Raw genomic sequence first — 14,726 nt, forward strand, 5'->3', positions numbered from 1 at the left:
TGGACCCATGAGCGATCCGTGAGCGCCTATTGTGCATTCATGATCGATTCGGCATCATGGGCGTCACAATCACGCAAGGGAGCGAGATGAGCATGGGCGTTGACAACGGGATCCTCCGCGTCGCGGTGATCGGGATGGGCCAGCGGTCCGCCATCGCACGGCACGTCGCCGAGGCGGTCGCCGCGGACCCGGCACTGCGGGCGCAGGTCGTCGCCGTGGCGGACGTCACCGCAGCGGGCCGCGAGCGCGGGCGGGCCGAGTACCCCGATGCGCTGGTGGTCGAGCACCACCGGGACCTCACCGGGCAGGTCGACGCCGCGATCGTGACCACGCCGGACTGGACGCACGCCGAGATCGCGATCGACCTGCTCCGCGCGGGCATCGCCGTCTACCTCGAGAAGCCCCTCGCCATCACGGTCGAGGACGCCGACGCGGTCCTCAACACCGCCGCCGAGACGGGCACCCCGCTCTACGTCGGCCACAACTTCCGCCACGCGGCCGTCGTCCGCCTGATGCGCGAGATCGTCGACCGCGGCGAGATCGGCGAGGTCAAGGCCGTCTGGTGCCGCCACTTCGTCGGCAACGGCGGGGACTACTACTTCAAGGACTGGCACGCCGACCGCGCGAACGTCAACTCCCTGCTCCTGCAGAAGGCCAGCCACGACCTGGACGTCATCCACGCACTCGGCGGCGGGGACACCAGCCGCGTCGTGGGCATGGGGTCGCTGTCGGTCTACGGCGACGTCACCGACCGACGGGACCGCAGCGGCGAGCTGATGGGGGACTGGTTCTCCCACGACAACTGGCCGCCGCTCGCCCAGACGGGGCTGAACCCGGTCGTCGACGTCGAGGACGTCTCGATGGTGATGATGACGCTCGACAACGGCGTGCAGGCCAGCTACGAGCAGTGCCACTTCACCCCGGACTACTGGCGGAACTACACGGTCATCGGCACCGAGGGTCGCCTCGAGAACATCGGCGACACCGGCGGTGGCGTCGTGAAGGTCTGGACGCACCGTCGTGGCTGGGACACCGCGGGGGACCGCGAGTACCCGATCGACGGCGTCGAGGACGGCCACGCCGACGCCGACCTGATCACCATGACCGAGTTCCTGCGGTCCGTCGCCCTCGGCGAACCGACGGAGCTGTCCCCGATCGCGGCGCGCGCCGCGGTCGCCGCCGGTGCACTGGCGACCCGTTCGCTGCGCACCGGTTCCGTCCCCATCGACGTCCCGCCGCTGCCGGCCGAGACGATCGCGCACTTCAGCCGGCCCGCCACACCCTCCACCCGACCCGCTCCGCACCCCACCCACCCCGCCCAGACCGTCGGTTCCTGACGGCCGTGCGAAAGGACCTCCCGATGACCGCACACATCCCCGCCCGAGGAACCGGCGTCCGCCGGATCCTCGTCGGCGCCGTCGCCGCCCTCGGCGCGGCCGCACTCCTCGCCGGGTGCTCCACGTCCTCCGGGGCGTCGAGCTCCGGCGGCGACTACACCGCCGCCGCGAAGGACACCAAGGCGAACCTGACGTACGCCGTCTGGGACGAGAACCAGGTCAAGGCGATCAAGGCCAACCTCAAGGGCTTCAACGAGGAGTACCCGGACATCAAGGTCAGCGTCGACGTCACGCCGTTCGCCAACTACTGGACGAAGCTGCAGACCCAGGGCTCGAGCAACACGCTGCCCGACCTGTTCTGGATGAACGGCCCCAACTTCCAGCTGTACGCGGCCAACGGCAAGCTCGCGCCGATCACCGGCGAGGTCAAGGCCGGCGACATCGACCCCGCGAAGTACTCGAGCGCGCTGAACGACCTGTACACGTACGACGACACCCAGTACGGCGTGCCGAAGGACTTCGACACCATCGGCGTCTGGGTCAACAAGGCCCTGTTCGAGAAGGCCGGCATGGACCTGCCGTCGAAGGACTGGACCTGGGACGACTTCCAGAAGACCGGCGCCGAGCTCAGCGAGAAGCTCAAGGCCGACGGCGCGTACGGCGCGGCCGGCGGCATGGACGGCCAGACGACCTACTACGACACGATCTTCCAGGCCGGGGGATCGGTCGTGAACGCGGACGGCACGAAGTCCGAGTACGCCTCGAAGGCATCGGAAGCGGGTCTGCAGTTCTGGACGGACCTGATCGACTCGGGCGCTTCGCCGTCGATGAAGCAGCTCACCGACACCACCGCCGACCAGTGGTTCACGTCGGGCAAGCTCGCGATGTACCAGGGCGGCAGCTGGTTCCGCTCGGCCCTGACCGGCACCGCGATGGAGAAGGACATCGTCGTGTACCCCCTGCCGAAGGGCAAGGAGCAGGCGACCGTCATCCACGGTGTCTCGAACGTCGTGTCCGAGGCGAGCAAGAACAAGGCCGCGGCGCAGGCGCTCCAGGTCTACCTCGCCGGCAAGACCGCCCAGCAGCAGCAGGGCGACATGGGCGCCGTCATCCCGGCCTACGAGGGCACGCAGTCCGCCTTCACGAAGACGATGCCGGACGCCGACCTGCAGGTGTTCCTCGACGCCGTCGACTACGCCAAGCCCCTGCCGGTGTCGAAGAACACCGCCGCGTGGAACACCCTCGAGACCAACCTCCTGCCGAACGCCTTCGACGGTTCGACCCCGGTCGACGACGTCGCGAAGCAGCTCGCGCAGAAGATGGACGCCGCCCTCGCCAAGGAACAGTGAGTCCCGAGCCGATGACGATCAACACCGAGCGGCCGCAGGCCGCCTCCACTCCCGCCCGGACGACGCGTTCGTCCGGGCGGGGCGCCCCCGGCCCGACGGCCGGCGGCAAGCGCGCACCCCGACGGACCGACGGCTGGTGGCCGTGGCTCTTCGTCCTGCCGCTGCTCATCGGCGTCGGCACGTTCTACATCTGGCCGATCATCCAGACGTTCTGGTACTCCTTCACCAGCTGGGGCGTGTTCGGCGGTGCGACGTTCAGCGGCGTCGCGAACTACGTGCGGCTCGCCGGTGACCCGCAGCTGTACCAGTCGCTGCTCAACACGATCGTCTACACGGTCATCGTGCTGGCCGGCATCCCGATCGCGGTGTGGCTCGCCAGCCTGCTGAACACCCCGGGCCTGCGGTTCGCGCAGTTCTACCGGGTGCTCTTCTTCCTGCCCTACGTCGCCATGCCGGCCGCGATCGCCCTCGTCTGGCGCATCATGTTCAACGGCGACTACGGCATCGTGAACTGGTTCATCGGACTGTTCGGCATCGACGGCCCGTACTGGATCTCGACGCCCGGGTTCGCGCTCGTCGCAGTGAGCTTCGTCGGCCTGTGGTCGTCCCTCGGGTTCTCGATGATCATCCTCGGCGCGGGCCTCAAGGACATCCCACCGGAGCTGTACGAGGCCGCCGAGCTCGACGGCGCGAGCCGCTGGCGGCAGTTCCGCTCCGTCACGGTCCCGCTGCTCAGCCCGAGCATCTTCTTCGTGGTCATCGTCACGACGATCTCGAGCTTCCAGCTGTTCGACCTGCTCTACGCCATCCTCGGCAGCACCAACCCGGTGATCCCGAAGACGATGTCGCTCGTCTTCTACTTCTACAGCGCCGGGTTCATCGACAACGACAAGGGCTTCGCGGCCGCGATCGCCATGGTGATCTTCCTGCTCATCGGCATCGTCACGCTCGTGCAGTTCCGTGTCCAACGGAAGTGGGTGCAGGCATGACCGCAACCGTCACACCGCCACGGGCAGCACGTCGGCCCGGTCGTCGCGGCGGCAGTCACTGGTGGATCCACGTCGTCCTCGGCGTCGGCGGCTTCGCGATGGCGTTCCCGTTCGTCTGGCAGATCATCATGTCGCTGTCCACGAACGCCCAGGTGCAGTCCGTCACCCCGACGTTCTGGCCGGGGGAGCTGCAGTGGCAGAACTACGCGCAGGTGTTCGAGCGTCTGCCGTTCCTCAGCCAGCTCGGCACGTCCGTGTACGTCACGATCATCCGCACCCTCGCGCAGATCGTGCTCTGCACGCTCGCCGGCTACGCCTTCGCCCGCATGCGGTTCCGCGGCCGGGCGATCCTGCTCGCGATCGTGCTGTCGATCCTGCTCGTGCCGTCGCAGGTCTACCTGATCTCGCAGTACCAGATCGTGCAGGGGCTCGGATGGCTCGACACCCTGATGGGGATCGTCGCGCCGGGCCTGTTCAGCGCGTTCGGCACCTTCCTGATGCGGACGGCGTTCCTGAACATGCCGCCCGAGCTCGAAGAGGCTGCGCGCATGGACGGCGCGAACCCGTTCCAGACGTTCTGGCGGATCATGCTGCCGCTCGCCCGTCCCTCGATCAGCGTGCTCGCGATCACGACGGTGCTGTGGTCGTGGAACGAGCTGCTCTGGCCGCTCGTCGTCTCGACTCGTGCCGAGGACATGCCCCTCGCCGCAGGACTCGCGACGCTGTCGAGCGACCGGACGATCGACTACCCGGTGCTCATGGCCGCGAGCCTGATGGCCATGGCCCCGGTGCTCATCATGTTCATCGTCCTGCAGCGGCGGGTGATGGACGGGCTCGCCTCGTCCGGTCTGAAGTGACCGCCGACACCCCCGGCCAGGAGGCCCGTCCCGCGTCCGTCGCGGTCCTCGCCGCCGCCGTGGGGTCGCCGGACGACTCCGCCACGGTGGCGGCCGCACTGGCCGCCACCGTGGCCGACGCGGAGCCCGCCCAGCGGGACGCCCTGCTGGTCGCCGCGCTCCGCGCGGCCGTGCCCGGCAACGCCGCGGCGCTCGAGGCGCGGGGGCTCCCGCGCAGCCTCGCCGAGGCGTCCGTGGCGGACGTCGACCGCAAACTCGACCGGTACGGTCTGCGTGGCACGGGGGTGGACTGGCTCGTCGCGGTGGCGACCGGTCGCGTGGTGGCCGTGGGGCGCCTCCAGTACGAACTCGGCGACCACCTGCCCGACGGCCAGCCGGCCTGGGGCGTCCACGTCCCGGAGACCGGGCCGCTCGATCCGGACACCTGCGACCGGTCCTTCGCCCGCGCGCCGGAGGTCCTGCGCGCCCTCGCACCGGCGCTCGCCGCCGACCGGTGGCAGTGCCGCTCGTGGATCCTCGATCCCGGTCTGGCCGCGGTGCTCGGTCCCGACGCGAACCTGGTGCGCTTCGCGCGACGGTTCCGGCTCGCGCCGCCCGGCCCGCACGACGCCGCCGAAGGGGACGAGAGCGTGGCGAAGTTCGTGTTCGGTGTGCCGCTGGCCACGGCTCGCGCCTCGAACGCGTCCGGTCGCCTGCCCCGTGCGGTGCTCGACCGGTGGGCGGCGGGCGCGCACTGGACCGTACGGACCGGCACCGCACCCGTCGTCTGATCGCGCGCAGCAGTCAGCGCGTACCGTGCAGCGCATGACGAAGCCCGACCACGACCACCTCGACGACGGCGTGGACATGACGTTCGAGGAACGACGCCAGGACACCTTCCGGCGCATGTCCGGGTCCGACGCGCACGACGCCGACCCCCGGGTCGAGGTGTCCCGCGCCGAGGACGGCGACGTCCGCATCGACGTGGCCGACACCGCAGCCGTGCGCCCCGGCGGTCCGAAGCGCGCCTGAACCGTCACCCCGTCAGCCGGTGACGGTGGGGCACGGCATGATCGTTCCGTGCACCTCGTCCTCCGCCGCGTCGACGGCGGCGTCCTCGCGACGCCCCTGACCGACTCGGGGACCGCTGACGGTGAGCCGATGCGCGTGGACGAGTCGGGCCTCCCGGCCTTCGTCGCGGCGCACGACGCACCGAGCGTGCGCTGGGTGTGGGACGACACCGCGCGCTGGTACCCGGCCGTGCTCGGCGCCGGCGGACGCGTGGGGCGCTGCGTCGACCTGCGGTTGTGCCGACGGATCCTCCGCGCAGCGCTGGCCGCGCGTGGCTCCGCACTCGCGGCGGCATCGGCGGACGCGCTCGACGCTCCGGTGGCGGAGGCCCGGGTCGTCCGGCCGACGCAGGCCCAGCTCTTCGACGACGCCCTGTTCACCGCTTCGGTGCCGGACGACGACGTCGACCCGGTCGCCGAGTTCCGGGCCCAGCTCGCGGCGGTCGCGGGGTCGACGTCGCCCGGTGCCCTCCGCCTGCTGACGACGGCCGAGTCCGCCGGAGCCCTCGTCGCAGCGGAGATGCTGCACGCGGGGCTGCCGTGGCGTGCCGACGTGCACGAGCGACTGCTCGAGGAGACGCTCGGACCGCGCGTCCCGTACGGCGTGCGGCCGCGCCGGCTCGAGGAGATCGCCACCGTCGTCCGCGAGCGCCTCGACGACCCGACGCTCAACCCGGACTCACCGGCCGACGTCCTGCGGTCGTTGCGCCGTGCGGGGCTCATGGTGACGAGCACCCGCAAGTGGGAGCTGCAGGAGATCGAGCACCCCGTCATCGAGCCCCTGCTCGAGTACAAGCGACTGGCGCGGCTCCTGACGGCGAACGGTTGGACGTGGCTCGACGAGTGGGTGCGCGACGGCCGGTTCCACCCGAAGTACGTGGTCGGCGGCGTCGTCACCGGGCGCTGGGCAGCCGACGGCGGGGGAGCGATGCAGCTGCCGAAGGGCATCCGCGGGGCCGTCATCGCCGACCCGGGCTGGAAGCTCGTCGTGGCCGACGCTGCGCAGCTGGAACCGCGCGTGCTCGCCGCGATGGCCGGTGACCGGGCGATGGCCTCCGCGGGCGACGGACGCGACCTGTACGACGGCGTCGTGGCCTCGGGCGCAGTCGAGACCCGGCAGCAGGCGAAGGTGGCCATGCTGGGCGCGATGTACGGCGCCACCCAGGGCGAGGGTGGTCGGCTCGTCCCACGACTGGTGCGGGCGTTCCCGCGCGCGCTCGACCTGGTCGAGCGCGCCGCACGCGCGGGGGAGCGGGGCGAAGCCGTCACGACGTTGCTCGGTCGGACGTCGCCCGTTCCGGAGTCGTCGTGGTTCGAGGCCAGGAACCAGGCCTACACGGTCGAGGGGACCCCGGCGATGCAGCGTGCCGTCGAGTCCCGGGCGCGGAGCTGGGGGAGGTTCACCCGGAACTTCGTGGTGCAGGGGACCGCGGCCGAGTGGGCGCTCGCGTGGATGGGGTCGTTGCGCTCCCGCCTCGCCGCGCGGTTCCCCGGGGCCGTGACGGACGGCCCGCACCTGGTGTTCTTCGTGCACGACGAGATCGTGGTGCACGCGCCGGAGGAGCACGCCGAGTGGGTGGCGACGCAGATCCGTGAAGCCGCGGTCGACGCCGGTCGGCTGTTGTTCCAGGACTTCCCGGTGACGTTCCCGCTGTCGGTCGCGGTGGTGGGGGCGTACTCCGAGGCGAAGGACTGACCGGGGCCGGCGTCGGGGCCTCGGCGGTTCCCGGGCGCTTCGGGCAGGCTGGAGGGATGGACACCGAACGCGGGGACTCCGCCGACCGCACCGTCGGCGAGGTCGACCTCACCCGCTGGCGCACCCGCGCGGGCCGGGCGACCGCGCAGGGGTGGACCACGCTCGGCCACCGGTACGGCGCGATGCCGCTCCTGCTGCTGACGCTGGCCGTCGGGATCGGCATCGCCCTCGTCGCGACCTGGCTCGCCTCCGAGGTCTACGACGCCGTCCGCGAAGCCGACGACGTCGCCGTGCTCGACCGTCCGGTGCTCGACTGGGCACTCACCCTCCGGTCGCCCGTGGGGGATCGCCTGGTCACGTGGTGGACCGACATCGCGGGCACGATCGGCATGCCCATCGTCGCCCTCGGGTTCCTCGTCGGGTTCACCGTCCAGCGTCGGGCGTGGACCCCGTTGGTGCTGCTCGTCGCGGCGAGTGGCGGCTCGCTGCTCATGACGATCGCGGGCAAGGACCTCATCGGTCGAGCGCGTCCGCCGCTCTCCGACGCGGTACCGCCGTACGAGCACTCGCCGTCGTTCCCGTCCGGTCACACCCTCAACGCGACGGTGATCGTGGGGACGATCGTGTACCTGTTGCTCCTGCGACAGTCGCGGGTCGTCACGCGGGTGTGGACGATCGTCGTCGGGACCCTGTTCGTGCTGTCGGTCGGGGCCTCGCGGGTGTTCCTCGGGCACCACTGGCTGACCGACGTACTGGCGGCGTGGGCGCTGGGTCTCGCCTGGCTCGCCCTCGTGATCACGGCGCACCGGCTGTACCTGACGGCGCTCCGCCACGGTGCCGAGCCCACCCCGGACTCGGGTCGCCCCGCTCAGTGAGCAGAAGACGTCGGGTCAGCCTCGCGCACTCGACGTCTTCTGCTCACTCGACGGCCACACCACCCCGAGGGCAGAGCCCCGTCAGCCGCTACCGGTAGGTTGCCCGTCATGGAAGAACGGGTCTTCGGCGGCAGGTACCGCGTCACGGGCACGCTCGGACACGGTGGCATGGCGTCCGTGTACCGGGCGGTCGACGAGCAGCTCGGCCGCGAGGTCGCCGTCAAGGTGTTCCGCATCGGACCGGTCGACCACGGTGAACGCGCCCGCGCCGAGTCGGAGATCCAGACGCTCGCGACACTGCGCAGCCCGGCCCTCGTCACCCTGTACGACGCCGCCCTCGACGACGAGGACGGGGACTCGTACCTCGTCATGGAGCTCGTGCCCGGCAGCGACCTGGCCACCCGGCTGCGCGAAGGACCGCTCGACCCCACGACCGCCGCCCGCGTCGGCGCACAGGTGGCCGACGGGCTGAGCGCCGTGCACGCCCAGGGCATCGTCCACCGCGACGTGAAGCCCGCCAACGTGCTGCTCGAGCGCGACGGCAGCCACGTCAAGCTCGCCGACTTCGGCATCGCCCTGCTCCGTGACGCCTCGCGCGTGACGGGGACGGGCACCGTGATGGGAACAGCCGCGTACCTCGCGCCGGAGCAGGTCCTGGCGCAGGAGATCACCGGCAAGGCCGACGTCTACGCGCTCGGGCTGGTGCTGCTCGAGTGCTTGACCGGCGGGACACCGTTCCCGGGCAGCGCGATCGAGTCCGCGACCGCGCGACTCACCCGCAGCCCGGAGATCGACCAGCACCTGCCGACGGCCTGGCGCACGCTCCTGCACGTGATGACCGCGCAGGACCCGTCCGAGCGCCCGAGCGCGGCGGAGGCAGCCGAACGACTCCGCGCCCTGGGCCGCGACGAGCCCGGGCCCGCCACGCAGCTCCTGCCCGGTGGTCCCGGCACGTTGACGGCAGCCGGTGCCGGCGCGGCAGCCGGAGCAGCCGCGGCCGGTGCCGCCGCCGCAGCCACAGCTCCGATGGCCGCGCACGCGGACGACGCGACCCGCGTGATGCCGGCGAGTGGTGCCTCCCGTCCGGGTGGACAGCCGGGCGCGGACGACGCGACCCGCGTCATGGACGCCCAGCAGCCGAACGCCGCGGACGATGTGTCGACCACCGTCCTCGGTGCTCAGCGCGGCACCGGCGGTCCGACCGGCGGTGGCGGCGTGCCACCCGCGGCCCCGCCCGTCCGTCCGGGCTCCGGTGACGCCCCGGCGCAGCGCGAGAAGCGACGCAAGGGGCCGATCATCACGGCGATCGTCGTGGTCGTCCTGGTGCTGGTCGGCATCGGGGTCGCAGTGTTCGCACTGAACGGCGACGACGACGGCACACCGGCTCCGACGGACACGAACTCGACAGCGCCGACGGAGCAGCAGCCCAGCGAGGAGCAGCAGCCGAGCGAGGAGCAGCAGCCGAGCCAGGAGCAGCAGCAGCCGAGCGAGCCGGCTGAGCAGCAGCCCTCCGAGCCGGCCGAGCAGCCGTCCGAGCCCGCTGAACAGCCGAGCGAGCCCGCCGAGCCCAGCCAGGAGCCTTCCGTCGGTCCGGAGCCGAGCGCGCCGGTCTCGAACCCGGTGCAGGAGCCGCAGGACGGCGCCGACCCAGCCGACGGCGCAGCCGACACGACGACCGACACGACGACCGACACGTCAGCGGACGCGGGTCCGGGCAACTCGGAGAACGCGCCCGGGCAGAACAAGGGCTGACACGCCGAGCGTTTTCGTCCAGACGCTGGACCAAATACGCTGGACCCGTGCGAGAACTGCAACGGAGCGGTGGGCCGACGACGGCCGTCGCGGCGCGGAACGGTGTCGGCTTCGGATCATCGGAGGGGTGGCTGGTCGAACGACCCGCGGGTGACGGTGTCGTCGTGGCGCTCGTCCCCGGGGGCGGTGGCCGGGTGGTCGCACCCGGCGACGAACTGTCGTGGGTCTGGTTCCCCGAACGCACGCTGCCGCAGGGCGCCGCCGAGCCCACCGAGGCGGACCTGCCGCACTTCTGGGACGCCACGGCCTTCACCGTGGACGTCGTCTTCACCGATGGCACGCGACTGAGCGAGCACGCGGCCGCGCACGGTGGACACACCCGCGACCAGTACGGCGACGCGCTCACGCCCGAGGCGCAGGACGCAGCCCGCAAGCAGTGGGTCGACCAGTGGAACCGTCGCGCGGTGGACCTCACGCCGTTCGCGGGGCTGGTCGTCGACCGACTGGAGGCCCGGCTCGGCTCCGACACGCAGCCGTCGGACGCCGACGGGGAGCGTCCAGCCCTGCGCGGCTGGCTCGACGACGTCCGGATCGCCCCGGCACGCCCGGCACCGGTCACGCCGCTCGACCACGTCCGCACGACCCGCGGCACGCAGGCGTCGTCACGGTTCTCCCGCGGCAACAACGCGCCGCTCGTCGGCATCCCGCACGGCGGGGTCTTCGGCCTGCCGATGACCGACGCGTCGAGCAACCGCTGGCCCTACGCCTACCAGGAGCACTCGCGCACCGACGCCGACGGGCGGGTCCGACCGGCGATCCAGGCCTTCGCGACGAGTCACATCCCGTCGCCGTGGATGGGGGACCGCGGCGTGTTCCAGGTCATGCCGTCGCCGCTCGACACCCCCGACGTCGACCGGGCCGCCCGCGCGCTCGGCTTCGACCACGACGACGAACTCGACGGTCCGCACCGGTACCGGGTCGCCCTCGACCAGGGTGTGACGGCCGAGATGACCGCGGGGGAGTTCGCCCTCGGTTTCCGGTTCACCGGTACCCGCAGCATCGTGCTCGACCACCACGGGTGGGTCTCCGACGTCTCCGTGACCGTGACCGACGGCACCGCCGTGGTCGAGGCCCTGCTCGACGACCGCCCCGGCACCCCGCCGCACCACGTGCACGTCCGGGTGTCGGGGGTCACCTCCGACCACACGACGATCGGTGAGCACGAGCTGCGCGGCTGGCTGTCCGTGGGGGAGGGCGGGGGCACGGGCGGCCCGGTCGACGTCCTGCTCGGCATCTCGACCGTCTCGATCGAGGACGCCCGCGCGAACCTCGACGCCGCCGGCTCGTTCGACGCCATGTGCACCCGCGCCGAGGCACTCTGGACCGAGAAGCTCGCGACCCTGTCGTTCGACGGAGCCACCCCGGACCAGCTGACGAGCCTGTACTCCGGCCTGTACCGGCTGTTCCTCTACCCGAACCGTGCCGGCGAGACCGCCCTGACCGGCACCCCGCGGCACCGTTCCCCGTACGGCGCCGTGCTCGCCGACCCGATCCGCGACGAGCCCGGCCCGGAGATCGTCGAGGGGCTGTTCACCACCACGAACGGCTTCTGGGACACCTACCGCACCGCCTGGCCGCTGCTCGGACTCCTCACCCCGGAGACCGCGGGCGAGCTCGCGCAGGGCTTCGTCGAGCACCACCACGACGGCGGGTGGACCCCGCGCTGGAGCGCCCCCGGCGCCGAGGACTGCATGACGGGCACCACGAGCGACACCGTCTTCGCCGACCTCGCGGCGAAGGGCATCACCGGGTTCGACCTCGCCGAGGCGTACCGGAGCGCGGTCCGCAACGCGACCGTCCCGCCGCGTGACGAGCGTGTCGGACGCAAGGGGAGCCTCCCGGGCGCCTTCCGCGGCCACGTCGACACCGCGACGTCCGAGGGCATGTCCTGGACCCTGGACGCCGCCATCAACGACTGGGGACTCGCGGTGATGGCGGGGCTGCTCGCGTCGCGGGCGGGCACGCCCGCCGACCTGTCCCGGTACGAGGCCGAGGCGGAGTGGTTCGCCCGGCGATCCCTCCAGTACCGGCACGTGTTCGACTCCGAGCGGGGCTTCTTCATCGGCCGCGACCCCGACGGCTCGTGGCGGGTCGGCACCGAGTTCGACCCGCGCGACTGGGGCGACGACTACACCGAGACGAACGCGTGGGGCACGGCCTTCACCGCACCCCACGACGGCGCGGGCATCGTCGACCTGCACGGCGGCCCGGCGCGGTTCGACGCTGCGATCGACGCGTTCTTCGCGACTCCCGAGACCGGCGCGACCATCCGCTCCGGCGCGTACGGCTTCCCCATCCACGAGATGACCGAGGCCCGCGACGTCCGGATGGGCATGCTCGGCCTGTCCAACCAGCCGGCGCACCACATCCCGTTCTTCTCGATGTTCACCGGTCGGCACGACGACGCGCACCGGATCGTCCGGGAGTCGCTCGAGCGGCTGTTCGTCGGCTCCGACCTCGGCCAGGGCTACCCCGGCGACGAGGACAACGGCGAGATGAGTGCCTGGTACGTCTTCGCGACGATCGGCCTGTACCCGCTGGCGCCGTCCACGGGCACCTACGTGCTCGTGCCGCCGTCGGTCCGCAGGACGGTGCTGCAGCAGCCGGGAGGAACGCCCACGGTCATCGAGGTCGCCGACGGTTCCTCAGGTGCCTACGTGGCGTCGGTGACGGTCGACGGCTCGCCCTGGACGTCGGTCAGCATCCCGCACCACGTGGTGGTGTCGGCGTCGCGCATCGTCTTCACGCTGTCGTCCGAACCGCAGGGCTGGGCATCGGACACGCGGCCGGTGTCGGCCTCCGAGGTCCACGGCTACCGGGACGCCCCGGTCGACCTGCTGCCCGTCGGGACGTCGTCGGAGGGCTCGTCGGCACTGGTCGACGACACCGGGCGGACCGTCACGGCGCTCGCCGCGGGGGAGTCCGTGTGGTTCGACGTGGACTGCCCCGCCGCGTCGCTGTACACCGTGACGGTGGCGACCCCGGGTTCGTACTCGTGGCAGGTGTCCCTCGGCGAGACCGTCACGGCCGTCGACGGCGCCGAGTTCACCTGGCCCGGGCAGACCCGGGTGTTCCGGATCATCGGTGGCGGCTCGTCGTTCACGTTCACCGCCGGCACCGACCTGACGCTGACGCAGCTCGAGCTGATCGCGGCGGACGGTGCCTGACCTCGACCGCTGATCGCTCGCTCTACGGCGATTCAGAGGCGTCACTCAAGGTCGCCCGGCATGCTCGTCGGCATGTCGATCGCGAACTCGTGGGACCCGTCTGGTGGCCGTGCAATCCCGGAGGACCAGGTCCGCGAGGACGGGCTGGAGCTCGACGAGGACCCGGCGATGCTCGGGATCTCCTTCGACGTCGTGGGTGGCGCCTCCGCCGACCCCGCCGCGGTGTCCCCGGTCGACGTGCGCGTCCCGTCGTCGGGGACCCCGGCTTCTTCCGACTGAAATCCTGGGGTATCGGCCGCCGGGCCGATCGTTGTACCATCGGAGGGCGCGTTGCAGTAGCGGCGCGAAGTGAGCTCGGCAGCCTTCCGGACGGTCGGTGAGCCGAGCTTTGCGCTTTCTACGGTCTGATTGCTGCAGACACGATCATGGGTTGAGTGCGCCGGCGCCAATCGCCACCCTTGGCCTGGCTCCAAGCGATCGCGTCGGCCGCCCACAGAAGCGGCTCGTGGTGCGCGGTCTCGTGTGCGTACGTGAGCGCATCCCGTACCCCGTGTGCATGAACGGCGTCGTAGAGGACCTTCTTGTCAGCGCGCTCGATCGACACGTCTCGCTCGAGTACGATCCGCTCGTGTCCGGCGCTCGCCGCGAGCGCAACGAGCTCACGCAGGCACGCTGCACGGTCGCTCGGCTCGTGCTTCAGGTCGGACCGGACGAGGTGTGCGCGCACTCCGATCTGGTCCAGGGTCGACAGGACGTGACGCCGTCGAGAATCGCTCTCGTTGGTGAAGTGGAGTCGTCGCTGACCGGGCAGTACGAGGGCTCGTATCTTGCGGCGGAGCGTCGTCTGCTCGCCTGGGGCAACGACGACGGCGACCATGAGGTAGCCCTTCGTCTTCGATTCGTCGACGAAGAGCGACGTCATCGACTCGAGTCGGTGGACCGGCCACCGAGAGAACTGGCGGGCTCCGGCATGGGACGAGTCTGCCACTGATGTTTCAGTGGATCGGACCGCCTCGCCGCCGCTGGGGAGACGCGCGGTTCACGCTTGCCGGTCTGCGCCGACGCCAGGGACGCGGTACTTGAAGCCGACGTGCGATCCGGTGAAGCCGAGGCGCTCGTAGAACCGGTGCGCATCCGTGCGGGCGGCGTCCGAGGTGAGCTGCACGAGCGGGGTCCCGAGGTCCGGCGCTGCGACGTCTGTCACCCAGCGCATCAGCGAGCTGCCGATGCCGCCCGAGCGGAGCGCACTGCTCACGCGGACGGCCTCGACCAGCAACCGCGTCGAACCCCGGCGAGCCATGCCCGGGATCCGGGTGAGCTGCAGCGTGCCGACGAGCCGACCGGACTCGTCCTCGGCGACGAGCAGCGCGTTCGCCGGGTCGTCGGTGATCGATCGAAGGGCCGCGGCGTACTGCGGGCGGTCCTCCGGGGCGGCGACATCGCCGCGGGCGGCACTGATCGGGTCGTCGGACAACAGCGCCATCAGGGCGTCGAGGTCGCCGTCGGCCGCGTTCCGCACCACCACCGAACCGGCGCGGGCGGACAGGCGGACGGGCAGGGTGAGGTCGTGGAGCACGACTCCACCCTGCCCGATG

The 14,726-nt window shown here is 71.5% G+C and carries 13 protein-coding genes; 12 read left to right on the forward strand and 1 reads right to left on the reverse strand.

The genetic code is table 11. The features are described from left to right. The first annotated feature begins 86 nt into the window (after positions 1–86). The 12 genes from EDF31_RS08815 (at position 87) to EDF31_RS08870 (ending at position 14,122) form a co-directional block, all read left to right on the forward strand. Complete coding sequence (locus EDF31_RS08815) at positions 87–1,337, forward strand: Gfo/Idh/MocA family oxidoreductase (protein ID WP_131845888.1); 1,251 nt, start codon at positions 87–89, stop codon at positions 1,335–1,337. Positions 1,338–1,360: 23 nt separating this feature from the next. Then, a complete protein-coding gene (locus EDF31_RS08820; RefSeq protein WP_123339407.1) occupies positions 1,361–2,686 on the forward strand; it encodes a sugar ABC transporter substrate-binding protein in 1,326 nt (441 codons plus the stop codon). An 11-nt stretch (positions 2,687–2,697) separates the two neighbouring features. Beyond that, positions 2,698–3,675, forward strand: a complete 978-nt coding sequence (locus EDF31_RS08825) for a sugar ABC transporter permease (protein ID WP_111083559.1) — start codon at positions 2,698–2,700, stop codon at positions 3,673–3,675. Continuing rightward, a complete protein-coding gene (locus tag EDF31_RS08830; RefSeq protein ID WP_165901014.1) occupies positions 3,672–4,532 on the forward strand; it encodes a carbohydrate ABC transporter permease in 861 nt (286 codons plus the stop codon). Before EDF31_RS08825 ends, EDF31_RS08830 begins: the two co-directional genes overlap by 4 nt. Then, positions 4,529–5,302: a hypothetical protein gene (locus EDF31_RS08835; protein ID WP_131845889.1), complete on the forward strand. Its 774-nt coding sequence runs from the start codon at positions 4,529–4,531 to the stop codon at positions 5,300–5,302. Before EDF31_RS08830 ends, EDF31_RS08835 begins: the two co-directional genes overlap by 4 nt. A 34-nt stretch (positions 5,303–5,336) precedes the next feature. Then, positions 5,337–5,543 carry a hypothetical protein gene (locus EDF31_RS08840; RefSeq protein WP_111083557.1) on the forward strand — a complete coding sequence of 69 codons (207 nt, stop codon included), beginning with the start codon at positions 5,337–5,339 and terminating at the stop codon, positions 5,541–5,543. A gap of 48 nt (positions 5,544–5,591) precedes the next feature. Next, the gene (locus EDF31_RS08845) at positions 5,592–7,277 is read left to right on the forward strand and encodes a bifunctional 3'-5' exonuclease/DNA polymerase (protein ID WP_131845890.1); all 1,686 of its coding nucleotides are present in this window, start codon (positions 5,592–5,594) and stop codon (positions 7,275–7,277) included. A 56-nt stretch (positions 7,278–7,333) separates the two neighbouring features. Continuing rightward, positions 7,334–8,152, forward strand: coding sequence for a phosphatase PAP2 family protein (locus EDF31_RS08850; RefSeq protein ID WP_131845891.1), 819 nt, complete (start codon positions 7,334–7,336; stop codon positions 8,150–8,152). A 108-nt stretch (positions 8,153–8,260) separates the two neighbouring features. Beyond that, the gene (locus EDF31_RS08855) at positions 8,261–9,904 is read left to right on the forward strand and encodes a serine/threonine-protein kinase (RefSeq protein WP_131845892.1); all 1,644 of its coding nucleotides are present in this window, start codon (positions 8,261–8,263) and stop codon (positions 9,902–9,904) included. 47 nt (positions 9,905–9,951) lie between these two features. Further along, the gene (locus tag EDF31_RS08860) at positions 9,952–13,131 is read left to right on the forward strand and encodes a GH92 family glycosyl hydrolase (protein ID WP_243649952.1); all 3,180 of its coding nucleotides are present in this window, start codon (positions 9,952–9,954) and stop codon (positions 13,129–13,131) included. A gap of 60 nt (positions 13,132–13,191) precedes the next feature. Further along, positions 13,192–13,410 (forward strand): hypothetical protein, encoded by a 219-nt coding sequence (locus EDF31_RS08865; RefSeq protein ID WP_131845893.1) that lies wholly within the window; start codon positions 13,192–13,194, stop codon positions 13,408–13,410. A 277-nt stretch (positions 13,411–13,687) separates the two neighbouring features. Next, positions 13,688–14,122, forward strand: coding sequence for a hypothetical protein (locus tag EDF31_RS08870; RefSeq protein WP_131845894.1), 435 nt, complete (start codon positions 13,688–13,690; stop codon positions 14,120–14,122). A 48-nt stretch (positions 14,123–14,170) separates the two neighbouring features. On the opposite strand, the gene EDF31_RS08875 is transcribed toward EDF31_RS08870, so the two are convergent. Beyond that, positions 14,171–14,707, reverse strand: a complete 537-nt coding sequence (locus EDF31_RS08875; protein ID WP_131845895.1) for a GNAT family N-acetyltransferase — start codon at positions 14,705–14,707, stop codon at positions 14,171–14,173. Positions 14,708–14,726: the final 19 nt, after the last annotated feature.

Source organism: Curtobacterium sp. PhB142, from assembly GCF_004341255.1.
Lineage (GTDB): Bacteria > Actinomycetota > Actinomycetes > Actinomycetales > Microbacteriaceae > Curtobacterium.

Excerpts from the sequence above, each read along its gene's own strand:
- EDF31_RS08825 (WP_111083559.1), top strand. The coding sequence starts at position 2,698 with ATGACGATCAACACCGAGCGGCCGCAGGCCGCCTCCACTCCCGCCCGG.
- EDF31_RS08850 (WP_131845891.1), top strand. The coding sequence starts at position 7,334 with ATGGACACCGAACGCGGGGACTCCGCCGACCGCACCGTCGGCGAGGTC.
- EDF31_RS08865 (WP_131845893.1), top strand. The coding sequence starts at position 13,192 with ATGCTCGTCGGCATGTCGATCGCGAACTCGTGGGACCCGTCTGGTGGC.
- EDF31_RS08815 (WP_131845888.1), top strand. The coding sequence starts at position 87 with ATGAGCATGGGCGTTGACAACGGGATCCTCCGCGTCGCGGTGATCGGG.
- EDF31_RS08830 (WP_165901014.1), top strand. The coding sequence starts at position 3,672 with ATGACCGCAACCGTCACACCGCCACGGGCAGCACGTCGGCCCGGTCGT.
- EDF31_RS08820 (WP_123339407.1), top strand. The coding sequence starts at position 1,361 with ATGACCGCACACATCCCCGCCCGAGGAACCGGCGTCCGCCGGATCCTC.
- EDF31_RS08840 (WP_111083557.1), top strand. The coding sequence starts at position 5,337 with ATGACGAAGCCCGACCACGACCACCTCGACGACGGCGTGGACATGACG.
- EDF31_RS08870 (WP_131845894.1), top strand. The coding sequence starts at position 13,688 with ATGAACGGCGTCGTAGAGGACCTTCTTGTCAGCGCGCTCGATCGACAC.
- EDF31_RS08855 (WP_131845892.1), top strand. The coding sequence starts at position 8,261 with ATGGAAGAACGGGTCTTCGGCGGCAGGTACCGCGTCACGGGCACGCTC.